At 62.8% G+C, this 21,342-nt stretch carries 30 protein-coding genes and 1 pseudogene; 16 read left to right on the forward strand and 15 right to left on the reverse strand.

The window, feature by feature from the left end:
• The first annotated feature begins 34 nt into the window (after nucleotides 1–34).
• Complete coding sequence (locus tag DCG74_RS22265) at nucleotides 35–433, forward strand: PaaI family thioesterase (protein ID WP_172788493.1); 399 nt, start codon at nucleotides 35–37, stop codon at nucleotides 431–433.
• Nucleotides 434–583: 150 nt separating this feature from the next.
• Nucleotides 584–1,189, forward strand: a complete 606-nt coding sequence (locus DCG74_RS22270) for a GNAT family N-acetyltransferase (protein WP_172788494.1) — start codon at nucleotides 584–586, stop codon at nucleotides 1,187–1,189.
• A gap of 85 nt (nucleotides 1,190–1,274) precedes the next feature.
• On the opposite strand, the gene DCG74_RS22275 is transcribed toward DCG74_RS22270, so the two are convergent.
• The 3 genes from DCG74_RS22275 to DCG74_RS22285 form a co-directional block, all read right to left on the reverse strand.
• Nucleotides 1,275–1,574, reverse strand: a complete 300-nt coding sequence (locus DCG74_RS22275) for a hypothetical protein (RefSeq protein WP_172788495.1) — start codon at nucleotides 1,572–1,574, stop codon at nucleotides 1,275–1,277.
• A gap of 94 nt (nucleotides 1,575–1,668) precedes the next feature.
• Nucleotides 1,669–2,355 carry a DUF2161 domain-containing phosphodiesterase gene (locus DCG74_RS22280; protein ID WP_172788496.1) on the reverse strand — a complete coding sequence of 229 codons (687 nt, stop codon included), beginning with the start codon at nucleotides 2,353–2,355 and terminating at the stop codon, nucleotides 1,669–1,671.
• A 98-nt stretch (nucleotides 2,356–2,453) separates the two neighbouring features.
• Complete coding sequence (locus DCG74_RS22285) at nucleotides 2,454–3,134, reverse strand: SDR family oxidoreductase (RefSeq protein WP_172788497.1); 681 nt, start codon at nucleotides 3,132–3,134, stop codon at nucleotides 2,454–2,456.
• A gap of 218 nt (nucleotides 3,135–3,352) precedes the next feature.
• On the opposite strand from DCG74_RS22285, the gene DCG74_RS22290 reads away from it, so the two are divergent.
• Nucleotides 3,353–3,973 carry an SGNH/GDSL hydrolase family protein gene (locus DCG74_RS22290; RefSeq protein ID WP_257187383.1) on the forward strand — a complete coding sequence of 207 codons (621 nt, stop codon included), beginning with the start codon at nucleotides 3,353–3,355 and terminating at the stop codon, nucleotides 3,971–3,973.
• Nucleotides 3,974–3,988: 15 nt separating this feature from the next.
• On the opposite strand, the gene DCG74_RS22295 is transcribed toward DCG74_RS22290, so the two are convergent.
• Nucleotides 3,989–4,747, reverse strand: coding sequence for a tyrosine-protein phosphatase (locus DCG74_RS22295; protein WP_172788498.1), 759 nt, complete (start codon nucleotides 4,745–4,747; stop codon nucleotides 3,989–3,991).
• A 70-nt stretch (nucleotides 4,748–4,817) separates the two neighbouring features.
• On the opposite strand from DCG74_RS22295, the gene DCG74_RS22300 reads away from it, so the two are divergent.
• The gene (locus tag DCG74_RS22300) at nucleotides 4,818–5,144 is read left to right on the forward strand and encodes an MliC family protein (protein ID WP_172788499.1); all 327 of its coding nucleotides are present in this window, start codon (nucleotides 4,818–4,820) and stop codon (nucleotides 5,142–5,144) included.
• Between the two features lie 111 nt (nucleotides 5,145–5,255).
• Here the strand turns inward: DCG74_RS22300 and DCG74_RS22305 are convergent, their stop codons facing one another.
• Nucleotides 5,256–5,459 (reverse strand): DUF2735 domain-containing protein, encoded by a 204-nt coding sequence (locus tag DCG74_RS22305; RefSeq protein WP_172788500.1) that lies wholly within the window; start codon nucleotides 5,457–5,459, stop codon nucleotides 5,256–5,258.
• A 539-nt stretch (nucleotides 5,460–5,998) separates the two neighbouring features.
• Between DCG74_RS22305 and DCG74_RS22310 the strand changes: the two genes are divergently transcribed.
• The 5 genes from DCG74_RS22310 to DCG74_RS22330 all read left to right on the forward strand — a co-directional run bounded on the left by DCG74_RS22310 (nucleotide 5,999) and on the right by DCG74_RS22330 (nucleotide 10,512).
• The gene (locus tag DCG74_RS22310; protein WP_172788501.1) at nucleotides 5,999–7,033 is read left to right on the forward strand and encodes a glutamine synthetase beta-grasp domain-containing protein; all 1,035 of its coding nucleotides are present in this window, start codon (nucleotides 5,999–6,001) and stop codon (nucleotides 7,031–7,033) included.
• Nucleotides 7,034–7,228: 195 nt separating this feature from the next.
• Nucleotides 7,229–7,930: a GrlR family regulatory protein gene (locus DCG74_RS22315; RefSeq protein ID WP_172788564.1), complete on the forward strand. Its 702-nt coding sequence runs from the start codon at nucleotides 7,229–7,231 to the stop codon at nucleotides 7,928–7,930.
• 18 nt (nucleotides 7,931–7,948) lie between these two features.
• Nucleotides 7,949–8,632 carry a substrate-binding domain-containing protein gene (locus DCG74_RS22320; RefSeq protein WP_172788502.1) on the forward strand — a complete coding sequence of 228 codons (684 nt, stop codon included), beginning with the start codon at nucleotides 7,949–7,951 and terminating at the stop codon, nucleotides 8,630–8,632.
• A 32-nt stretch (nucleotides 8,633–8,664) separates the two neighbouring features.
• Nucleotides 8,665–9,486 (forward strand): tetratricopeptide repeat protein, encoded by an 822-nt coding sequence (locus DCG74_RS22325; protein WP_172788503.1) that lies wholly within the window; start codon nucleotides 8,665–8,667, stop codon nucleotides 9,484–9,486.
• Nucleotides 9,487–9,807: 321 nt separating this feature from the next.
• Nucleotides 9,808–10,512, forward strand: coding sequence for a GrlR family regulatory protein (locus tag DCG74_RS22330; protein ID WP_172788504.1), 705 nt, complete (start codon nucleotides 9,808–9,810; stop codon nucleotides 10,510–10,512).
• A gap of 9 nt (nucleotides 10,513–10,521) precedes the next feature.
• Here the strand turns inward: DCG74_RS22330 and DCG74_RS22335 are convergent, their stop codons facing one another.
• Nucleotides 10,522–10,848 (reverse strand): hypothetical protein, encoded by a 327-nt coding sequence (locus tag DCG74_RS22335; protein WP_172788505.1) that lies wholly within the window; start codon nucleotides 10,846–10,848, stop codon nucleotides 10,522–10,524.
• Between the two features lie 528 nt (nucleotides 10,849–11,376).
• On the opposite strand from DCG74_RS22335, the gene DCG74_RS22340 reads away from it, so the two are divergent.
• The 7 genes and pseudogenes from DCG74_RS22340 to DCG74_RS22365 all read left to right on the forward strand — a co-directional run bounded on the left by DCG74_RS22340 (nucleotide 11,377) and on the right by DCG74_RS22365 (nucleotide 14,498).
• Nucleotides 11,377–11,535, forward strand: a complete 159-nt coding sequence (locus DCG74_RS22340; RefSeq protein WP_175421754.1) for a hypothetical protein — start codon at nucleotides 11,377–11,379, stop codon at nucleotides 11,533–11,535.
• Nucleotides 11,536–11,659: 124 nt separating this feature from the next.
• Nucleotides 11,660–11,920, forward strand: coding sequence for a hypothetical protein (locus tag DCG74_RS39020; RefSeq protein WP_373569492.1), 261 nt, complete (start codon nucleotides 11,660–11,662; stop codon nucleotides 11,918–11,920).
• 27 nt (nucleotides 11,921–11,947) lie between these two features.
• The gene (locus DCG74_RS22345; protein WP_172788506.1) at nucleotides 11,948–12,169 is read left to right on the forward strand and encodes a hypothetical protein; all 222 of its coding nucleotides are present in this window, start codon (nucleotides 11,948–11,950) and stop codon (nucleotides 12,167–12,169) included.
• A gap of 289 nt (nucleotides 12,170–12,458) precedes the next feature.
• Nucleotides 12,459–12,782 carry a hypothetical protein gene (locus DCG74_RS22350; protein ID WP_257187385.1) on the forward strand — a complete coding sequence of 108 codons (324 nt, stop codon included), beginning with the start codon at nucleotides 12,459–12,461 and terminating at the stop codon, nucleotides 12,780–12,782.
• A 170-nt stretch (nucleotides 12,783–12,952) separates the two neighbouring features.
• A complete protein-coding gene (locus DCG74_RS22355) occupies nucleotides 12,953–13,585 on the forward strand; it encodes a hypothetical protein (RefSeq protein WP_172788472.1) in 633 nt (210 codons plus the stop codon).
• 63 nt (nucleotides 13,586–13,648) lie between these two features.
• Nucleotides 13,649–13,957 (forward strand): annotated as a pseudogene (locus tag DCG74_RS22360) (GrlR family regulatory protein); the annotation flags it as partial.
• 136 nt (nucleotides 13,958–14,093) lie between these two features.
• On the forward strand, nucleotides 14,094–14,498 hold the full coding sequence (locus DCG74_RS22365; RefSeq protein WP_172788507.1) for a VOC family protein: 405 nt from the start codon (nucleotides 14,094–14,096) through the stop codon (nucleotides 14,496–14,498).
• A gap of 195 nt (nucleotides 14,499–14,693) precedes the next feature.
• Here DCG74_RS22365 and DCG74_RS22370 read toward each other — a convergent pair whose 3' ends face one another.
• The 9 genes from DCG74_RS22370 to DCG74_RS22410 all read right to left on the reverse strand — a co-directional run bounded on the left by DCG74_RS22370 (nucleotide 14,694) and on the right by DCG74_RS22410 (nucleotide 21,300).
• Nucleotides 14,694–15,020, reverse strand: coding sequence for a GcrA family cell cycle regulator (locus DCG74_RS22370; RefSeq protein ID WP_172788508.1), 327 nt, complete (start codon nucleotides 15,018–15,020; stop codon nucleotides 14,694–14,696).
• Nucleotides 15,021–15,059: 39 nt separating this feature from the next.
• A complete protein-coding gene (locus DCG74_RS22375) occupies nucleotides 15,060–15,245 on the reverse strand; it encodes a hypothetical protein (RefSeq protein WP_172788509.1) in 186 nt (61 codons plus the stop codon).
• A gap of 144 nt (nucleotides 15,246–15,389) precedes the next feature.
• Nucleotides 15,390–15,701, reverse strand: coding sequence for a hypothetical protein (locus DCG74_RS22380; protein ID WP_172788510.1), 312 nt, complete (start codon nucleotides 15,699–15,701; stop codon nucleotides 15,390–15,392).
• Nucleotides 15,702–15,844: 143 nt separating this feature from the next.
• The gene (locus tag DCG74_RS22385; RefSeq protein ID WP_172788511.1) at nucleotides 15,845–16,060 is read right to left on the reverse strand and encodes a dodecin family protein; all 216 of its coding nucleotides are present in this window, start codon (nucleotides 16,058–16,060) and stop codon (nucleotides 15,845–15,847) included.
• A gap of 270 nt (nucleotides 16,061–16,330) precedes the next feature.
• Entirely contained in the window at nucleotides 16,331–16,501 is a 171-nt protein-coding gene (locus DCG74_RS22390; RefSeq protein WP_172788512.1) for a hypothetical protein, read from the reverse strand.
• The gene (locus DCG74_RS22395) at nucleotides 16,498–17,883 is read right to left on the reverse strand and encodes an amidase (protein WP_172788513.1); all 1,386 of its coding nucleotides are present in this window, start codon (nucleotides 17,881–17,883) and stop codon (nucleotides 16,498–16,500) included. Before DCG74_RS22395 ends, DCG74_RS22390 begins: the two co-directional genes overlap by 4 nt.
• A gap of 34 nt (nucleotides 17,884–17,917) precedes the next feature.
• Complete coding sequence (locus DCG74_RS22400) at nucleotides 17,918–19,441, reverse strand: TRAP transporter large permease subunit (protein ID WP_172788514.1); 1,524 nt, start codon at nucleotides 19,439–19,441, stop codon at nucleotides 17,918–17,920.
• Nucleotides 19,438–20,133 (reverse strand): TRAP transporter small permease subunit, encoded by a 696-nt coding sequence (locus DCG74_RS22405; RefSeq protein WP_306557873.1) that lies wholly within the window; start codon nucleotides 20,131–20,133, stop codon nucleotides 19,438–19,440. Before DCG74_RS22405 ends, DCG74_RS22400 begins: the two co-directional genes overlap by 4 nt.
• A gap of 39 nt (nucleotides 20,134–20,172) precedes the next feature.
• Nucleotides 20,173–21,300: a TRAP transporter substrate-binding protein gene (locus tag DCG74_RS22410; RefSeq protein WP_172788515.1), complete on the reverse strand. Its 1,128-nt coding sequence runs from the start codon at nucleotides 21,298–21,300 to the stop codon at nucleotides 20,173–20,175.
• Between the last annotated feature and the right edge of the window lie 42 nt (nucleotides 21,301–21,342).

Consider the following 21,342-nt stretch of genomic DNA (forward strand, 5'->3'; position numbering starts at 1 on the left):
ACGCTGAGGCAACAACCAATTGGGAGCAGTTCCGATGACGCCGCTCGAGAAACTTAAAGCGATGAAGATGCCGTTCGCCGAGCTCAAGGGCGTCGAGTTTGTCGAGGCGGAGAAGGACCGCGTAGTGGCGCGGATGACCGTCCGGGCCGATCTCTGCACGCTGCACCACACCATCCACGGCGGGGCCGTGATGGCGCTGGCCGATTCCGTCGGCGCGGCGGCGACCGTGATCAATCTGCCCGAGGACGCCAAGGGGACGACCACGCTGGAGAGCAAAACCAATTTCATCGGCGGGGCAAAGGAGGGGGCCACAATCATCGCTACTGCCACCCCGGTGCACCGGGGCCGGCGGACCCAGGTCTGGACCACCCGGCTGGAAACCCAGGACGGCAAGCTGGTTGCGGTGGTGACCCAGACGCAGCTGGTACTGTGACTACAGCATTTTGATTTTATTAACGAATTAGTCGCGTCGGTGCCCGAATCTTGGGCAGGTTCCCGTCTTGAAAATCATGGTGCGATGCACAATATTGGGGGCCTAGGGATTCGAACGCCTCCTCGAGGGACACCAAGAGGAGTTTCTGACGTGGTACTTGAAGACACCGTCCGTACCGTTCCCGGCTATGTACGGACCTTGATCCAGCAGGAAGAATTGCCGCTCCTGCGCGATCACCTGCTGAGGCTCGATGCCGCCAGCCGGCACGACCGTTTCAACGGCTTTCTCGACGACAGCTTCATCGAGCGCTACGCCGCCCGCTGCGCCGAGGACGGCACCGTGATCGTTGCCTATATGGTCGACGGCGTGGTGCGCGGTGCGGCTGAGTTGCATCCCCCGGAGGACGATTCCTTGCCGGAGGTCGCTTTCAGCGTGGAAGCCTCCGCGCGCCGCCAGGGCGTCGGCACCGTGCTGTTCCGCCGCCTGATCGCGGAGGCGCGCTGGAAGGGCTACAAGCGGCTGCGCATCACGACGGGTGCCGAGAATCACGCGATGCGGGCGCTCGCCAGGAAGTTCGGGGCCCATCTGGCTTTCCGCCACGGCGAATCGACCGGCACGATCGACCTCGCCAAGACGCCCGAGGCCGAGCTTGCCGATCTGGCGGCCTCGCCGTTCACGGCCGGACGCGCTCTTCTCAGCTTCAACAGCACGTGCTGGAAGCTGATCTCGAGCATGTACGGCAATCGGGCTGCATAGCCCGGAAATTGCGCACAGGAATCACAAAGCGGACCGCCCAGGCCGGTCCGCTTTCGTGTTCCGTGCGATGAGATGAAATGGATGCTCAGCTGCGTGTGGCGGCGCCGAAGCGGCGGACAACGCGGCGTTCGACCACCACGGAGCGCTGCGCGCCCTGTTCGCCGGCGATCACGCGCGTCGCCGTGATGCGGCTGTTGGCGCGGGCCTGCTTCTTCACCTCGGCCTGGACGACGTCGAGCGGCATCCCCATCAAGGCTGCGGCGATCTCGGCCTGCTGCGCCTGGTCGTCGGTGATGCCGATCGCAGCGAAGATCGCCTCGTCGAGGGTCGGAGGATCGTGGCGCACGCGCCGTGTGCCATATTTGGTATTCCAGTCTGCGCTCATAACGGCCTCATTTCGATGCCGGATACCTAGTGCCGCCAATGTTGCATTGCAATATGGAATCGGTGTGGCATCTCAGCTATGCACCGGTCTGGTGTCACAGCGGTGACGCAGCACCTGCGCCGACCTCCACCCGTTGCTGGGGCCAACGCTTCAGGGCGGCGTGTCCGGCTTCGGTGAGCCGGTAGATTCCCCGCTCAGCGCGTTCGAACCAGCCATACACATTGTTAAGCAAGATCTTGCCGGCATCGGGGCAGCGTTCGCGCAGCGCGCGCACCTGTTTCGGCCCCTCGGCAAGCGCCGCCGCGCAGGCCAGCGCCTGCTGGCGATAGGCCGTCATGATCGGTGCGCGGGTGCTGCCGCCAAGCACGGGATCGCCCTGGCGGCGCTGATGCTCGGCAACCAGACGCGAGCGCACCTTCGGCTCGCGGCGCGGCGCCGCGGTCGGCGGCTTCACTAGCACTTCGACCTGGCCGCGATCGGTCACGCCAAGCATGCCGAAGCCGAGGCGGCGGCAGAGATTGCGATAGCGCGCATCGCTCTCGCGCCCCTTGCCGCGCGCGGACATCTTCGCTGCGATCCAGACCTCGTCGCCGGCCGGCGCGCGATCGACCGCCTGCAGGATCAGCTCGAGATTGAAGGCAAGCTTGAGCTCGCCGATCACCACGACGGGTGGATCGCCGGCGCTGAGGCCGACGAGATCGCAGCCGCCGATCTCGCCCTTGACCGTGAAGCCGAGCTCTTCGAGGAAGCGTTTGACGGGGAGGTAAAGCGCGGTTTCCAAGGGACGTCCGATCGGAGAATCAGTTGCAGACAGTCTAGAGCCTTCTCGGCCCCTATTGAATCGGAGCCGATGTCTCTAACTGTCGGATCGGAACGCGATTAGACCCGGCCGCCGACCGGGACCAGCGCGCCGGTGACGCCGCTGGCGGCATCGCTGGCGAGGAACAGGATAACTTCGGCGAGTTCCTGTGGCGTCACCCATTTGGAAAAGTCGGCTTTCGGCATGTCGGCGCGGTTGGCCGCGGTATCGATGATCGAGGGCAGCACGGCGTTGACGGTAACCTTGCCCTTCCACTCGGTGGCGAGCGCCTCGGTCAGGCGATGCACGCCCGCTTTCGACGCGGCATAGGGGCCCATGCCGCTGCCGGCCTGCAGCGCGCCCATGGCGCCGATATTGACGATGCGGCCGGCCGGGGACTTGGCAAGGTGCGGCAGCGCCGCGCGCGAGGCGTTGAGCGCCGTCAGGACGTTCAGCGCGTGCATGCGCTGCCACGTCGCGATGTCGCCGTCGCCGACGGTCTCGAAGGCGAAGCCGCCGGCGATGTTGATCAACGCGTCGAGCCGGCCGAAATGCTTCGCCGCCGCATCGACGGCATTCTTCGCTTGCCCCGCGTCGGACAGGTCGACACCGCCCATCACGATGCGTTGGGGTGTCTCTGACAATTGCGAGGGCGCATGATCGATGCCGGCGATCCGCGCGCCGCGGGACCGTGCCATCTCCGCGACGACTCTGCCGAGTGCGCCGAGCGCGCCAGTCACGACAACTACTTTCCCCTGCACGATTGCTCTCCATCGTTATCCTTCACTGACTATTGCGCGGGGTGGATTGCGCTTGCAATGGCGGCAACATCAAGACTGGGCTACAAATGCAACTTTAGATCGTTGAGGAGGTCATTTCATGTCTGACAATTTTGCCAACCGTCGAATTTCCCGCTGCGATCGTCGACCTGACATATCCGCTGATGCGGCTCCGACAGGCGTTGGGAGACAAGGGACCAGTGCGCATCGTCGCCATGGGCTCGTCGTCAACAGCCGGACGAGCCGACGTCGTCCCGTATCCCTATAGGCTGGAGATGTATTTGCGGCAGTATTTCAAGGATGTGGTGCCGCGGCCGGACATCCGGATTGACGTCCTGAACCGGGGCAAGGGCGGCGAAGAGGCAACCGAAGAGCTTGGACGCTTCGATGTCGATATTTTTCGTGATGATCCGGCATTGGTCATCTGGCAGGTCGGAACCAACGCGGTCTTTCATAACGACAAGTATGACGTGGATATCGTTGCCGGGGACATCAGGAAGGGCCTGGCGCAATTACGCGCTCGCGGCTTCGAGGTTCTGGTGATCGATCCGCAATACGTGACGAAGATGCTTTGGGATGACCGCGCCGAGCTCGCTGACAAGATGGTCCGGCTGATCCGCGAAGCTGCCAATGAGGCAAGTGTGAACTTGTTTCGGCGTTGGTCGCTGATGCGGCACTGGCACGTGCAGAACAATGTCTCGTTCGATCAGTTGATCGACACGAGTGATCCCGACAAGCTGCACCAGAACGATTGGAGCACCCAACAACTTTCCTTGGCGCTCAAGAATGCCATCATCAAAGCCCTCGGGCCGATGGCCTGAGGCTACCGCCGCGGGTCACGCCTGCAGATAACGCTCCTTCAGTGCGGTGCGCTCTGCCGTGCCGAGCTTGAGCCCGTCGCGCAAATAGGTTTCGAGATCGCCATATTCGCTGCCGACCGCTTCGAAAGCGGCCGCCAGGTAAGAGGCCTCGACGCTGCCGATCGCGTCAAGGACATCGGCGGGCAGATCGGAGGCGTTCGACGGGTCGCGCTTGTAGTGCCGGTTGGTCAAGAGGTAATCGTCCGCAATGACATCGTCCGCCACGCCCAGCGCGTGCAGGATCAGCGCGCTGGCAAAACCGGTGCGGTCCTTGCCGGCGGTGCAGTGGATCACGAGCGGCGCGCGGTCTTCCAGCAGATGGCCGAACAGCGCGCGGTAACTGTGGGTGTTGTGGCGGACATAGTTGCGGTAGGACTCGCGCATGAGCTCGAGCGCCACGGCCGCGGTCAGCGTGCCCTTCGCGAGCTCGGCGCGCAGCGCGGCCACGACGGTCGGCTCGATCGGCAGCGAATGCACCGTGATCTCGTTCACGACGCAGATGCCGGCCGCGCGCTCCTCGACACCGCGGAAATCGAAGGCGCTGCGCACGCCGAGCGCGCGGACGATCTCGACGTCGGCCGCGGTGAGTTGGCCGAGATGGTTGGAGCGGAAAATGTGCCGCCAGCGCGTGGTGCGGCCATCGGCGGTCGGGTAGCCACCGAGGTCGCGGAAATTGCTGGCACCCTGGAGGGCGAGATGACGGGCAGGGGAGTCCTTGAGAGAGGAGTCTTGCATGGGATCAGCTTGGGTTATGGTTCCACCGGATGCACGTTCGGCATCTTGCGGTCTATTACAGGGGGCGATCATGGGCCGGCACAAGGCCATTGTTTTGACGGTCAGCATGCTGGCGGGCGGAATGCTCGGTGGGCGGCAGGCCGATGCGCAGACCTTCCAAACCTATCGCTGCGCCGATGGTACGCAGTTCATCGTCGGGTTTTATGACGGCGACAAGCGCGCCTTTCTCCAGATCGACGGCGAGCCGGTCGCGCTCGCCAAGCGGCTGGCGGTTTCGGGGGCGCGCTATTCGGGGGCGGGAGTTACGCTGAGGATTCCCAAGTCCGGGCCCACCACGGTCAAGCACCTGAAGCGGCCGGTTACGGCCTGCGCGGTGGTCGAAAAGCCCGGGATCTAGCCCGGGGGCCGCCTGGAATCGAAAAGGGCCGAAACGCCGTTGTTTCGACCCTTGTTCAAACTGTCGCCGGCCGGTTGCGAGAGCCTGGCACTGTCGGACCAGCCGCTGGCATCAGCGTTCCCATTTGGGCTTGGCTTCGTCGACCGCGTCCTGGTGGTACCAGCTATCGCTGCAGATCGAGACGTTCGCTGGCAGCGAAGCCTGATCGGCGGGAAAGCGGGTCTCGCCATAGCGGCGTCCGGCGAGGGCCGCACGGCCGCCGACGGGGAATTGATAGATCTTTGCAGATCCGTGACTCAGACCATTGTTCATCATTGCGATTCTCCTTGGTCGAAGCGCCTTGGCCTCCATGGTGCGCCCGACTCGTTCGATTGTGGTTACTGGAATCCCCATATCGGCCCCTCGTCCCGGATTGGAAAGTGCTGAAAAGGAAATCAGTTTCCGCCCAATTTGTAGGCAGGCAGCCTTCTGCATCCTCCAAGGCACGCTGCCGCTGACCAACGCGTGGGCCATTCCGAAGGTTGCTGGGGAGGGGTGGGGGAGTTTGCGAAAGTTACCGGACGTTGATGCGCGTTTCATCGGCAACGCGCGGGGCGGTGTCAGCTGCTTCTGAATCGGGCGTTTTCCGCGGGATTTTTGCAGTGCAGCTTCACGTCAAGGTGCGCGGCTATGACGCACGGTGCCGTGGAGGCCTCGCCCGCGGCGAGGAGGAGCCGGAAGCAGTGGAAAACAGCCCGTTCTGCGGCCTTTTGGCACGCAAAATGCTTGGGAAGGGCCGGCCGATGATGGCCGGGTACAAAACGTGCGGGGGCCGCCAGGCCCCCAACCTTTCGCATCATCTACAGAGAGGCTCAATGACCAAGTACAAGCTCGAGTACATCTGGCTCGACGGATATACGCCGACTCCGAATTTGCGCGGCAAAACTCAGATCAAGGAATTCGCGTCGTTCCCGACGCTCGAGCAGCTTCCGCTCTGGGGCTTCGACGGCTCCTCGACCCAGCAGGCCGAAGGCCACAGCTCCGATTGCGTGCTGAAGCCGGTCGCCGTGTTCCCGGACGGTGCGCGCACCAACGGCGTGCTGGTGATGTGCGAAGTCATGATGCCCGATGGCAAGACCCCGCACGCCTCCAACAAGCGCGCCACCATCCTCGACGACGCCGGCGCCTGGTTCGGCTTCGAGCAGGAGTATTTCTTCTACAAGGACGGCCGTCCGCTCGGCTTCCCGACATCGGGCTATCCCGCGCCGCAGGGCCCGTACTACACCGGCGTCGGCTTCTCGAATGTGGGCGACGTCGCCCGCAAGATCGTCGAAGAGCATCTCGACCTCTGCTTGGCCGCCGGTATCAACCATGAAGGCATCAACGCGGAAGTCGCCAAGGGCCAGTGGGAATTCCAGATCTTCGGCAAGGGCTCCAAGACCGCTGCCGACCAGATGTGGATGGCCCGCTACCTGATGCTGCGCCTGACCGAGAAGTACGGCATCGACATCGAATTCCACTGCAAGCCGCTCGGCGATACCGACTGGAACGGCTCGGGCATGCACGCCAACTTCTCGACCGCCTATATGCGCGAAGTCGGCGGCAAGGAGTATTTCGAGGCGCTGATGGCCGCCTTCGAGAAGAACCTGATGGACCACATCGCCGTCTACGGCCCGGACAACGACAAGCGTCTGACCGGCAAGCACGAGACCGCGCCGTGGAACAAGTTCAGCTACGGCGTTGCCGATCGCGGCGCTTCGATCCGTGTTCCGCACTCCTTCGTCAACAACGGCTACAAGGGCTATCTGGAAGACCGCCGTCCGAACTCGCAAGGCGACCCCTACCAGATCGCTTCGCAGATCCTGAAGACGATCTCGTCCGTGCCGACCGACAAAAAGGCCGCGGCCTAAGATCCTCCCGGCCCGGGCTTGGGGGCTGGCCCGGGTTGGCATTCAATCCGCCGGAGCGACAAGCTCCGGCGGATTTTTGCATTGTGATGACAGCTGTTCCTCTGCCTGTCGGCCCCGGCGCCGCGAAACTTGTCCATCGCCGCCGAAAGCGGGATAGAGTGCGTCCGGATGCGCGCAGAGCCGGGGACACGGCTGGTGTTTGAAGGCTTCTACAAGGTGAGATTTCAGCTCGGCGATTCCGTCGGCCGCAGCGTGATGCATGCCGGCAATGGCAAGATGCTCGGCGGCAATTCGGCTTTCGCCCATATCGGCAGCTACGAGAAGACCGACAGCGGCGTCGACGTCGTCATCAAGACCGTCCGCCACAATCCCGATCCGAGCTACCGCGCCATGGCCGGCACCGACGATGCGACCCTGATCGCGAAGGGCTGGGCCGACGGCGATCTCTATCGCTTCAAGGGCGAGCTCAAGGAGCTGCCGGGCGTGCCGTTCCAGTCGCTCATGACGCCGATCACCGAGGAGGAGGTGCCGATCGCGGGCGGCGTCGGCGAAGCCGGCATCAGCGACGGTCTTTACTCCATCCACCTGCGCATGCTCGACGGCCTCGACGGCGGGCTCACCGGGGTGATGCTGCTCAACCAGGGCCGCATCCTCGGCGGCGATGCGGCTTTCTACTATCTCGGCAGCTACACCGCCGCGAAGGGCCGCTGGAAGGGCCAGATCCTCAACCAGGAGCACACGCCGGCCAAGGACGATCCGATCTTCGGCGGCCACGAGGTCGGAATCGGCTTCTCCGGCAGCTACGACGCGGAGCAGGCGGTTCTGGAGGCAGCGGCGCTGGCCGGCAAGCGATCCTTGCGTCTGACCGCTGCGCTCAAGCTGATGCATCGCGCCTGATTGCGTCGGGAGCTATCAATGGAAAATGTCCGCATGCTCTCGACGCTCGGCCTGATGGGCGCGATGCGGAGCCTGTCCACCGCCTTCGAGGTCATCAGCGGCATCCATGTCGATGCCGATTTCGCGCCGACGCTGGCGCTGCTCAAGCGGTTGCGCGCGGGCGAGGCCGCCGACCTCGTCATCCTCACCCGCGAAGGCCTCGACGAGATGATCGGCGAAGGCCAAGTGGTCGCCGCGAGCGCAGCGGATCTGGCGCGCTCCTTCGTCGGCATCGCCGTGCGGGCAGGGCAAGCGCACCCCGACGTCGCCAACGAAGCCGCGCTGCGCCAGGCGTTGCTCGCCGCGCGGTCCGTCGCCTATTCGCGGCTCGGCGCAAGCGGCGTGTACTTCGCCCAGCTGATCGTGCGGATGGGCATCGCGGCAGAGATCAACGCCAAGGCCAGCATCGTCGAGCAGGGCTTTACCGCCGAGCGGCTCGTGACGGGCGAAGCTGACCTCGCCGTGCAGCAGATCAGCGAGCTGAAGCAGGTCGGCGGCATCGAGGTGGTCGGCCCGATCCCGCGCGAGCTGCAGACGCCGGCCGTGTTCTCCGCTGGCCGCATGGCGAATGCGAAACATGCCGGCGCCGCGGACCGCTTGCTGCGCTATCTGGCATCGCCCGAGGTCGCCCCCGTCCTGCGCCAGTCGGGACTCGAGCCTTGAATTTGCCGAGCCACAGACGCAACGTGACGATCATGCGGATTTTCCTCCTTGCCATGCTGCTGGCCTTCGCCGCGCCCCAGACGGCGCAGGCGCAATCGGCCGATCTCGTGTTGTGCGACCGTCTCGCCGCCGATCCCAGCGATCCCGACAAGCCGGCCGACGTGAAGGGCGTCGCGGAGATCGCGTCCGCCGACATCGCAACCGCGGTCAAATTCTGCAGGCAGGCGGCCAACGCCTCGCGTCGCGCGATGTTCGAGCTCGGGCGCGCTTACGCGGCCAACCGGCAGACGGCAGAGGCGATCGCCGCCTGGCGCAAGGCGGCCGACAAGGGATCCAGTGCGGCCATGGTCGAGCTCGGCGTGCTCTACGGCACCGGCGCCGGTGTCGCCAAGGACGAGGCGCAGGCGCGAAAGCTGTTCGAGAAGGCGGCGCAGGCCGGCAACCCGCGCGGCGTCAGCAACCTTGCCGCGCTCGGCAGTGCAGGCGGCGCGGCGCCGGCCGACCCCGCCCAGGCCCGCGCGCTGCTCGGCAAGGCCGCCGAGACCAATGCGGAGGCGCAGTACCAGCTCGGCCTGATGCTGTCTGAAGGCGATGGCGGGGCAAAGGACGACGTCGCGGCGCGCGCGCTGTTCGAGAAGGCGGCGGCGCAAAACCATCCCGGCGCGCTGGAGCGGATGGGGGCCTTCGCGCAGGAAGGCCGCGGCGGTCCGAAGGACAAGGACGCCGCCAAGGCCTATTACGAGCGCGCCGCCGCGCTCGGCGACGAGGACGCCAAGAAGGCGCTGGAGCGCATTCGCTGTCCCTATGCGATCAAGGACAAGCAGGGCAAGCTCGTCACCACGCTGTGCTTCTGATTGATCCCGCTCCCTTCAAGAGCGGCCAGTCGCAATGGGCGCGCATCGGGCAGGTGAACATCGGCCCTCATCCGGGCCGCTAAAAACAAAACTCCGAAAACAACCCCATGCACAGTAGGGCCCCCGCTGAAATCACAGCGAAATTCGCGCTTGCGGATTTTACGAAGTTCGTTTGACCCGTCGGGCAAAACAGGGGTATAGTAGTATCATGGCCACCGACGTTTTCGAGCAGGGCCCCTGCGCGGAAAGGCCGGATGGAATCGGTGCGGCAGCGGTGCTAGGTAGCCCTCGATTCCATATTGATTTTGCGGGCGAATTGCATTGCTGGACGGGCTCTACAAGGTTGAATACGGCGTCAACGATGCGTTCGGCTGCAGCATCATGTGCTTGCATGACGGCAAGATGCTGGGCGGCAATTCGGGCTTTGCGCATCTCGGCACCTATGTCGAGCGCGACGGCGAGATCATCGCCCAGGTCATCACCGAGCGGCACAACCTGGACCCCGGCTACAAGCCGCTGATGGGTGCCGACGTCGCCTCGATCCGGGCGCGCGGCCGGCTCTACGGCAACCAGATCCGTCTCGAGGGCGGCGCGGACACCATGCCTGGTGCCAGGTTCTGGGCCAATCTCACGCGCCTCGACGACGAGGGCTTGCCGCCGAGCGGTGCGGTCGGACCGGGCGGCATCGCCAACGGGCTCTATGGCATGAAGCTGAGCGCGCTCGACGGCGTCGATGCCGGATTGTCCGGCGTGATGCTGCTGATCGACGGACGCATCCTCGGGGGCGATGCGTTCTTCTACTATCTCGGCTCCTATTCCTCGGCGGACGGCCGCTGGAAGGGCGAGATGCTGAACCAGGAGCACACGCCGGCGAAAGGCGAGAACCCCGTGTTCGGCGGCCTCGAGGTCGGCATCGGATTCTCCGGGACCTGCACGGAAGACAGCGGCGAGCTCGAAGGCATCGCGCTCGCAGGGAAGCGAAGCTTGCGGCTGGCAGCCTCGCTCAAGCTGATGCGAAGGGCGTAGGGCGCACACTCATTGGCATCGGATGTCCGCTTCGTGAGCTGCATGCCTCGGGTTGGCTAGGTGCGGGTAGACCCATTCCTTCCGCCCGTATCGCAGCAAGCTGTCGGTATGCCTTGCCTGGCGTCCCAGATCAGCTGCTAGATCAGCTTTCAGAACGGCGTCGTTCTCAACGGCAGCAAGCCGATCGAAGGCAACTGCTCTTTCAAGGTCAAGGGTCCAGTGCAGTGGCAATTCCTTGCTCGACTGGCGATTAACCTGCATCAGCAACTCTTCAAGAATGGAAGGAAAGCAGCAGTTCGCAAGGAACGGCTCCGAATAAGCCTTGTTGCCCGACATCGATGACACATGTCCCTCCCTCGACTAACCCGGCCAGCACTGCTGACCGGGTTTTTCCTGCATGGAGAGACCACCGACCCCTGCGGCTCTGCTGTCGCGCGGACTTTCTCGGTTAGGGCGCGCTTGGTATCACCATCCCGCCGTCCGTCCTTGTGAGCGCCGAAGCCATCAACTGACGTCTCCCCTTGGCTGGTGGCTGACCTCCGCTCTGCTCGTCGCATTGTCCGCTTCCGAGGTGAGCAGTGGCGTCATGCACACCGCAAGGCATCCTTTGTCGTCGCCTCTCTGTCCAGCACGTCGTTTTTCGGGCTGCTCGTTGGTTTAATTCTCGCCCCAAAAGCACTTCACGGGAAGAATTCATTATCCTAGATTTAATACAGGTTAATTATTGGAAATATTAAATACGGTAAATCACGAGCATACCCGAGGAACTTTTGGCCAGGGCGTTGCGCATGCAAGGGCCCTAGGGCCCAAACTCGTTCTATCCGTACGGAGCTGGCTGGCATGGATCGAGAATACCTTGACGCGTTGTCCATGGATGAATTGTGGGCGCTGCACACGCAGGTCGATCAGATCCTCGCGGCGAGACTCGTTGCAGAAAAGCGCGAGCTCGAACGGCGGCTCGATCAGCTCGGCCAAGGAGCAAACTCGAACGAACCGGCGAAGAACTCCCCGGCGAAGCACTAGGACGCGAAGCCGGTTTTTAGCGGGACTCGGGGTTTGTTATATTTAGTGATTGAACTCGATTAACTTTATTTAATTTACTCAGATTGGCGGACGTGTTTAATTGCAAGAGTCATGAGGAGGCGCGATGTCCTCATACGAACACGACGACCGGCGCGAGTTTTTGAAGACCTGCGGAAAATTCGCCGCCGTAACTCCTCCTGCCGTGACCATGCTGATGTCGACATCAACTCGGTCGCGGCGTCTGGCGGGGAGGGCGCGGGGTCCCACGAACACCATCATCACAAACACGGTGAGATTAGCTGAGGGTCGCTCCGGGGCGCGGCTTGCCGCTCCATCTCTTCTCGCGACGAAATCAGTGGGGAACGTGCTCAGGGTCGAACCCTAGGTACGTCGCCACGCGGAGGACCCGGCCATGGGTGGTCTCCACCATATCCAGACTTCCTCGTCGGCCCCGCGGGCCGATCTCTTCAAATCGGCCAAGGTGCCTGCGGGCAATCCCTGGGCGGATGCTGCTGCCGCTGCTGCTCTTCTTCGTCACCGTTTCGAAGCGCTCGCTTCTCAGCTCGCCGAACTGGAAGCGCTTCGCGTACGAGTGCTTGAGGCTGAGCAGAAGCACGACCCGAAATTGATCTGATGAAAGGCTGGCCCGGGCATCAGTAAGCGCCGTTTAGCGCATAATGAACTCGGCCACTTTCAGCTTCTGGCGACCTATTGGCCTCTGAAGAGTGTTGCCGCGCCAAAGAGTAGGGCGCATTGGAGGCAGATATGCTCAGGTCGGTGATCAAGTCTACGGTCATAGCAACGTTGTTGATCACCCTGATTGGCCCGCCGGTCATCACCCAGGCCTTTGGCCACGGGAGCGGTGGTGGTGGTGGTGGCGGCGGTGGTGCCGGGGGGTGCCGGGGGCGCCGGCGGTGGTGCTGGTGGCGCTGGAGCTGGCGGTGGTGCCGGTGGGGCTGGTGGCGCTGGTGGTGCTGGAGCTGGTGGCAGTGGTGGCGGTGGCGCTGGTGGTGCTGGAGCTGGGGGCAGTGGTGCCGGCGGCGCTGGGGGTGCTGGAGCTGGTGGCAGTGGTGCCGGCGGCGCTGGTGGTGCTGGAGCTGGCGGCGGTGGTGCCGGCGGCGCCGGTGGTGCTGGAGCTGGCGGCGGTAGTGCCGGTGGTGCTGGTGGCAGTTATGGCGGGGGCCATCATGATGCTGGTGCATCCAGCTTGCCCTATTCCAGCCGGCTCGGCACGAACATGCAGCTGATTCAAAGGAGCAAGGCCCGGTCTGGTGGTGGCTGGATTCGTGAGGATACTTTTTATCCGTTCCGCGGACCCGCGCCCCGGCTGCGGTGGGATATGTGGAGGCACGCGGCGCCCGTGTCTGACCTCCACAGGCTTCACAAGGCTCAGCGAACAAGGGTCGGGCCGCACGACATGCGGAAGATTCTGTCGGGCCAGAAATCTGTGCAATCGTTCGGGACGCGAACCTCATTGGACGCGCGTCGCGGGGAGGGCGATGCGACGGCTGCCCGCCGACCGGTAAATCGTTCACGAGTCGAAGTACAGGTAGCGCCGCCATCCTTGATCGAGCGTAAGGAAGAGCAAACGACTGGGGCGGCGCCGGTAGATGCGTCGGCGGATGTGGTCAAGATCACCCCGCCAGCCGCGATCGAGCGCGAAAGCGAGCAAACGATCGGCGCGGCATTCGTAGATGCCTCGGCGGATGTCGCTCAAGTCAACCCGCCCTCCGTTATTGAACAGTACGACGCGTCGACAACGCTGTCACTCGACGCCCTGGTAGCGATGATGATGGCACTCGTCGCACTTGGTATCCCATTGCTCCTTCACCATAAGGATGCCCGACGCGTGTTGGCCTATGCTGCGACGCGTCGCTCCGAAGCACGGCTCGACGATGCTCGCCCCGTCTACTTACTGTGTCCACCGCGGATCGAAGCCGATCCCGATCTTGAATCTAATTGGGAAGCGTCCGTGAGAAACGTTCTCAACACAATAAAAGAGGCTGAGGTCGAGATGGCTTCCTCACGACAGCTCCGAAAACCCGCGTGAAGCCCTCCCTGAGTTTGTTGACGCTGATCGTGCCTTTGAGGTTTCGGGAGACCTACCCGTCGCCTAAACAGGTGCGTCGATGCCGGATTGTCCGGCGTGATGCTGCTGATCGACGGGCGCATCCTGGGAGGCGATGCGTTTTTCCACTACCTCGGCTCCTATTCCCCGGCGGATGGCCGCTGGAAGGGCGAGATGCTGAACCTGGAGCACACGCCGGCGAAAGGCGAGAACCCCGTGTTCGGCGGCCTCGAGGTCGGCATCGGAGTCTCCAGGAGCTGCACGGAAGACAGCGGCGAGCTCGAAGGCATCGCGCTCGCAGGGAAGCGAAGCTTGCGGCTGGCAGCCTCGCTCAAGCTGATGCGACGGGCGTAGGGCAAGTGCTCACGAACGTCGGATGCCGGCGTCGTGAGGTGAAGCAGGCCTGATGGGTCGCCCTCGCCAATGTCAGCAAGCGGTCCGATGCCAAGTTCGGCCTAATTGAGAGATCGACTGAGCTTAGGAGAGAAGGATGCTATTGAAAGCGAAAGTGGCCGCCCGCCTTCCAGCCAAGGATCTGGATCGGGCTCGGGCGTTCTATTCCGAAAAACTCGGCCTTGAGCCGATCGAACAGCGCGAAGGCGGATTGCGCTATGTCTGCGCAAATGGCGAGTTTGCGATATTCGTCTCAGCTGGCACGCAATCCGGCACGCATACGCAAATGGGCTGGGAAGTCGAGGATATCAAAGCAACAGTGCGCGAGCTTCGCGCGCGAGGAGTCAAATTCGAGGAATATGATCTGCCTGGTCTGAAGACGGTCGAGGGGATTGCCCAAATAACCGGGAACTACCCCAGCAAGGGCACCGGTGAGCGAGATGCGTGGTTCCGCGACAGCGAAGGCAATCTTCTTGGGATCGGTCAGCCAATACGTTCCTGACGGGCGGCTGGGGCGTCGCTGGCGCTCCAGGCGATCGGCAGCGCGAGCGCTGCCTTCAACGAAGGGCGCGATGGCCTATCCAACAAGCCTGGCCAATCTCGCGGTGGGTATTGATCCGAGCGTTCGCAGAACGCGTCGTTGGTGGCTGCGGCGGGCCGGAGATTGACGGGAGCGCAAGGACTTCGTGGTGAGCTCTTAGCCAGTGTTTCTGACCGCCTCAGCCAGAACGGCGTAAAGCTGCTGCCTGCTGAATTCCTTTGTCTGCTTCCTCTCTGCTGTATTCGATGACACCTTCTGCGCGATTGGACGGGCGCAGGCTGCCGACGACGGCCTCAGCTTCGGGGCCGGCCTGATCTGGGGCCGTGCTGTGGGCGGCTTGTGACCGCGCTTCAGGCCCAGACGATTCAGCATACCGCAAACCGCGTTACGACTGCAGCCGAGATGGCGCGCAATCTGCGCCGCGCTCTGTCCTGCGGACCAGAGCCTTTTCAGAAGCGCTATGTCTTTCGCATCCCATCCCATGAAACATATTATAACACCGACTGCCGGACCCGGGCCAGTCTAGTCTTCTTCCGGCTCGCGCACGACCGCCGGTCCATCATCATCGTCTTCGTCCTCGTCGTCCTCGTCTTCATCGTCTTCATCGTCTTCATCGGGATCCCGGGGCGGCATCACGATGTGCATCAGCGTGAGTAGTGTCCAGCCGATCGCTCTGGTGGAAACTGCTTCGGAGGTGTGTTGCTTCATGCCTTTGTGCTCCTCGACAAATACGTGCGCTCGCAAATTCTTGGCCGGCTCATTCAGGTGGCAGGGCTCGATCGCCGCAAGCGCGATGCAGATCAGGTTGATTGCACCATCAGCGGGCGTCAGGCTAGCCGGCAGCGTTTTCGGCTACTTGATGCCCGAGGACCCATTGGGCTCTATGTTCACCAAAACCTCGCCGGCAGAGATTTCGGGAACTCCAAGATCGAGGTCGGGTAGACTGGCTTGAACAAATGCCAGTATCTTGGCGTTCGCTGCGTTGGCGCTTTCGCGGTCGTCAAATATCATGACGGCGATGCCGACACCGTCGCCCGCATCCAGCACATGGTAAGATCTGAATCCCGGCGATTGCCTCAGGATCTCACCAACGCCGCTCTTTGCGCGACGAGCGGCGTCCGCTACCGAACGAACCTTGCTGTACTTGCGAATGACCATGTACATGGGGCACCACGTGCCATACGCCCAATCGCATCAAAGCATTTCGGTCGCGCTCGGACTAGTGCCAACTTCCGCGATGGACCTCGCGTCCGGCCGGGCGGACCGCGCAACGCGCCTTGCCAACGAGCCATCCTCGGTGCTGAGGCTCAGGAGCCCTCGAACTTGAACGATACGTTGAGCTTGGCGCGATAGGCCTCGACCTTTCCCTTGTCATCCAGTTGCATATCGAGCTTGATGACCTCTGCAACGCGAAGATCCCGGAGAGATTTAGCAGCTTGCTCGACCGCATTGGCGGCCGCCTTCTCCCATGAGTCGGTGCTGGTACCGATCAGTTCAATGACCTTGTAGATGCTATCGGGCATGTTCGTCCTCCTAATCGGCAGGGAGCAGGAAGTGTAGCATCAGGAAATCGACGCTGATACGCCCAAGGGATGCCGCGGAAAAGGTCCGACTGTCTGTCACTTTCCTGTTCGACCCAAGGAAGAACTCGGGTTGTCCTGTCGGGGATTGCGTTCGCATTTCAGCTCGAAGGATGGGGTGAGCCCTTGCGAAACCCATCATGCTTCGTCGTATGGTGGGAGCGATGGGTTTCGCCGGCGCTCCACCATCCTACGCGCCGGCCAGACCGGCAGTCAGCGGAGACCGCCGTTCATCCGCAAGGATCGCACGAAATCGATCACTGCCAGCGCCATGACGCTGACAACAATGATGATGAGCGGGATGGCCTTGATCCAGGCCACCAGGATTCCAAGAAACGCCAGGACAAGCGCAAGGCCGATGATCCCGGTGATCACGTTGGTCATCGCATCTTCCTTTTCGCCGCACCGGGAGCCGATTTCGCCCCGGCGCTCGGGACCTTGCACCGAGTGCCACTAGCCCTGACAAGCCAGTGCGCCGTGCGCAAGAGGCGGGCATCGTTTCCGCGGCGGCCGACAAGCTGAACGCCCAGCGGAAGGCCGGTTTCGGAGCTCATCAACGGCAGGCTGATGGCGGGCACGCCGAGATAGGTCCAGAGCGTGCAGAAAATCGGGTTGCCGGTCGTCTCAATTCCGGGCGCCGCGCCGGGGGCTGCGGGCGTCAGGATGGCGTCGTATTCGTCAAAGATATGGTCCAGCGCCTGATTGAGCGGCGCAATCCCGGACAGTGCGTTGCAATAATCCACCGCGAGATGCGTGCGGCCGCGCTCGATCGCCTGGCGCAGCCGGGTGCTCAGTCTGTCGCCGCCTCGTTCGTAGTCGCGCCGCAGATTGTGCGCCATGTCGACTTCCATGATGATGCCATGCATATCGACGGCCTTGGCGAAGCGAGGGCCAAGCTCGACTTCGCTCGACGCGTCACCCAAAATCTCGATGAGCTCGGCAAAGGCATCCCGCGTCACCGGCTCGGCCTGATCCCAGACCGGAGAGTGCACGAAGGCAAATCGCGGCGGTAACGGCGGCTCGCTCGCCGCTACGGCGGTGAATGGCGGACACGCAACGGGCCGGGTGTCCGGATCCTCCTGGTCGAAGCCGACCAGGACCTCGGCGAGCAGGGCCACGTCCTCGACGCTGCGCCCAAACACGCCGACATGATCGAGCGTGCGCGACAATTCGAGCGCGCCGCTGCGCGGAATCAGGCCATGCGTGGGCTTGAAGCCGACCACGCCACAGAAGGCGGCAGGACGGATCACGGAGCCGTTGGTCTGCGAGCCGATGGCACCTGGTGCCATCAGCGCCGCAACGGCCGCGGCGGAGCCCGAGGACGATCCGCCCGGCGTGTGAGCCGTATTGTGCGGATTTCGCGTCTTGCCGGGATTGTAGTACGCGTATTCGGTGGTCACCGTCTTGCCGAGGATCACGGCTCCTGCCGCCCGCAGACGCGCCACGGCCGCCGCATCGCGACGCGGCGTGCGTCCGGCCCACAGGTCCGATCCGAATTCCGTCGGCATGTCGCCAGTGTCGAAGATATCCTTGATGCCCAAGGGCACGCCATGCAGCGGGCCTACGGCCTTGCCGTGCTTGCGATGATCGTCGGCAGCCTCGGCCTGCCGCATCGCGTGGTCGCGATCGAGGAACGCCCACGCATGGATGTCGTGATCAACCTCATCGATGCGCTTGAGGCAGTCGCCGACAAGTTCCACCGAGCTGAACCGGCCGTCGCGGATGCCGGCCGCAGCTTCGGTGAGACGCAGTGCGCAGAGACTCATCTCGCTTCGTCCTCAATTCTGCGGAAGCTCGTTCTCATAGCCGGGACCAGTAGTTCGGCAGCCAAAGCGCCATGCCCGGAAAGATGTACATGAGCACCATGAACGCCACCACGATCCAGATGTAGGGCATCACGCCCGAGAAGATCTGGTTGATCGTTACGTGCGATGGCGCGACACCCTTCAGGTAGAACGGTGCCATTGCCACCGGCGGCGACAGGAACGAAGTCTGCAGGTTCAACGCGACCATGACGCCGAAGAACAGCGGATCGATGCCGAACTGCTTCAGGAGCGGCAGGAAGATCGGCAAGAAGATGATGATGATCTCCGTCCATTCCAGTGGCCAGCCAAGCAAGAAGATGATCAGCTGGGCCACCAGCATGAACTGCCACGCCGAAAGGCCGAGGCCGACGACAAATTGCTCGATATAGGCCTGCCCTCCCAGCAACGCGAATGCCGAGGAGAAGATCGCCGAGCCGACGAACAGCCAGCAGACCATTGCCGTGGTGCGGGCGGTGAGGAAAACCGACTCCCGCAGTTTATCCATGGTAAACGCGTTGTTCGGAAGCAGCGCGCACATGACGAGGATCGTCAGGGCCGCGGCGGCGATAGGGACTGCGTTCAAGCGCGGCAGGCCGAAGTAGCGAACGCCGATCAGCCAGACGACAACGGCCGTCATGATCACGGCGTAGCTGCGCAGGATGAGCAGGTTGTGGCGCTTGGAATAGTCAGCGCCATAGCCGATCGCGAGCAGCAGCGCGCCGAAGGCGCCGATCGCCGCCGATTCGGTAGGAGTGGCCAGTCCTGCAAAGATCACCGCGAGCACGACGAAAGTCAGGATCGTCAGCGGCATGAACGATACCAGCACTTCGTAAAGCACGGTGCCAAGCGGCGCGCTACGCTCCTCCTTCGGCAATTTCGGCGCGAGCTCCGGTTTCCACGTCGCAAGTGCCATGATGTAGACGAGGTAGGCGGCGGTCAGGCCGAAGCCGGGAATGAAGGCGGCAAGATAGAGCTTGATGGGAGAAATGCCTGCGGTTGCGGCATACAGGATCAGCATCACGCTCGGCGGAATCAGGATGCCCAGGGTGCCGCCGGCGCAGATGACGCCCGACGCCAGCTTGTTGTCATAGCCTGCGCGCAGCATTGCCGGCATCGCCAGCAGGCCCATCAACACGACCACCGCACCGACGATTCCGGAGGCAATGCCCCATAGGGCGCATACCACCATGGTCGCAAGGGCAAGCGAGCCGGGCAGACCGCCGATCGCAAGCTGGAGGGCGCGGAACATGCGATCGAGAATATTCGCCCGGTCAATGATGTAGCCCATGAAGGTGAAGACCGGGACCGAGATCAGGACGTCGTTCGACGAAACCTCGAAGGCCTTCTGCACCAGCAGCGTAAATACGCGATTGGACGTGAGCTCCTGGCCTGGCACGTAGTAGGCGTAGAAACCGAAGCTGACGCCCATCGCCATCAGCGTAAAGGCGATCGGGAATCCCAGCACGATCAGAAAGATGAAGATGATCAGCATCGAAATGCCGAGTTGGGGATCGGTCATGCCGAGCCCCCTGTGCGGACGGACGGAGCCTGCCGGTCATGCTCGGCCAGATATTGCTGTTGGTGCAGGATGACCGTTTCCATTTCCTCGACGTCATGCAGTCGCTGAGGCCATTGGCCGTCGCGGATACAAAGGATGCATCGGATGATCTCGGCGACGCCCTGGATCAGGAGCAGCGTGCCGGCGAGGGGGATCAGTGCCTTGAGCGGAAAGACCGGGATGCCAGCCGGACTGAAGACGCTCACTTCGCGAAAGCGAACCGACATCGAGGCGTAGTTGAAGCCAGCATAGACCAGCGCGAGAACGCCCGGAAGAAAGAACAGGACGAAAAGAACGAGATCGATCGTCGCCTGGGTGCGTGGCGCCCACGTCCTGTAGATGAAATCGCAGCGCACGTGATTGTTGCGCGCCAGCGCATAGGCACCCGACATCAGGAAGAGACCGCCATAGGTGATGTAGCTGAAATCGAAAGCCCATGTGGTGGGTGCGTTCAAGGCATAGCGGACGAAGACCTCGTAGGTTACCGACATGCTGAGAATGAGGATCAGCCAGGCGAATGCCTTGCCGACCCAGGTGCTGAGTTCGTCGATGAAGAAGAGGAAATTTCTCATGCGAGCTTGGCCCGCGGCGAGTAGCACATCCGGATGTCCCCCAACCAATTTGGTGCCCGGGCGGCGCTTGCACAGCGCCACCCGTCATCATGCAGCGTCAGTGCTGCGCCGCCGAGGTCGTCACGCCTTGAGAACCCCCGGGAAGTGATGCTCGAAGGCGCCGCGGTAGTCCGTCGCGTTGTTCATGTTGTAGTAGACCACGCGGCGCACCCATTCCTTCTGCGAGTCCATGACCTTCTTCATGAACGGATCCGAGCCGAGCTGGGCGATCAGACCGTCCCACGCCTTGATCTGGGCGTCGAACACCGACTTCGGCGTCCGCTGGACGTTGACCTTGTCTTTGTTGATCAGCTCCTGCAGGTCCTTCGAATAGTAATCCATGGCTTTCCATTCGTTGGCGGAGGACACGGCTTCGGCGGCGTATTGCAGGATCGCCTGCTGTTCTTTCGGCAGCGCGTTGAACTTCGTCCGGTTGAACATGATCTCGAAATATTCGGTCGCCTGATGATGGCTGCCCATCATGTAGTTCTTGGCGACATCCTGCGCGCCGAAGCGCCGGTCGGAGGTCGGATTGTTGAACTCGAACCCGTCGATCACGCCACGCTCCATCGCGGGCACGATCTCGCCACCGGGCAGCTGCGCGACGGATGCACCCATCGCCTGGAAGAGGTCGGCGGCCAGGCCCACCGTGCGATACTTCAAACCCTTGAGGTCATCGGCGCTGGTGATGGGCTTCTTGAACCAGCCGAGCGGCTGGGTCGGCATCGGCATGGCGAAGAAGCTCTTGATGTTGACGTTCATGATCTTGGTCTGGAGCTCCTCGAACAGCTCCTTGCCTCCGCCGTTGTGGATCCAGCCGAGGCCTTCGTTGGCGTTGAAGCCGAACACCGGGCCGGTACCGAACAGCGAGGCGGCCTTGTGCTTGCCGTACCAGTAGACAGTGACCGTGTGTGCAGCGTCGAGCTGGCCGCCATGAACGCCATCGAAGACCTGGAACGGGTGCACGACCGAACCGCCGACGAGATAGTCGATGCGCAGCCGACCTCCGGCCATCTCGTTGACGCGCTTCACATAATCCTCGGCCATCTCGTTGAAGACATCGGCCTTGCCCCACGAGCCCTGCATCTTCAGGGCCACCGTTTGCGCCCGACTGACTTGCGGCATGGCAACGGTGGCGGCGCCGGCCGCGCCGGCCGTCAGCAAGAATTTGCGACGAGTGGATCTGGTCTTCTCAGCCTTTGAGCTCATGGACGTCCCTCCCTGGCGGCCTGGTTGTTCGAACGCGCTTCA

Source organism: Bradyrhizobium sp. WBAH42 (assembly GCF_024585265.1).
Taxonomy (GTDB): domain Bacteria; phylum Pseudomonadota; class Alphaproteobacteria; order Rhizobiales; family Xanthobacteraceae; genus Bradyrhizobium.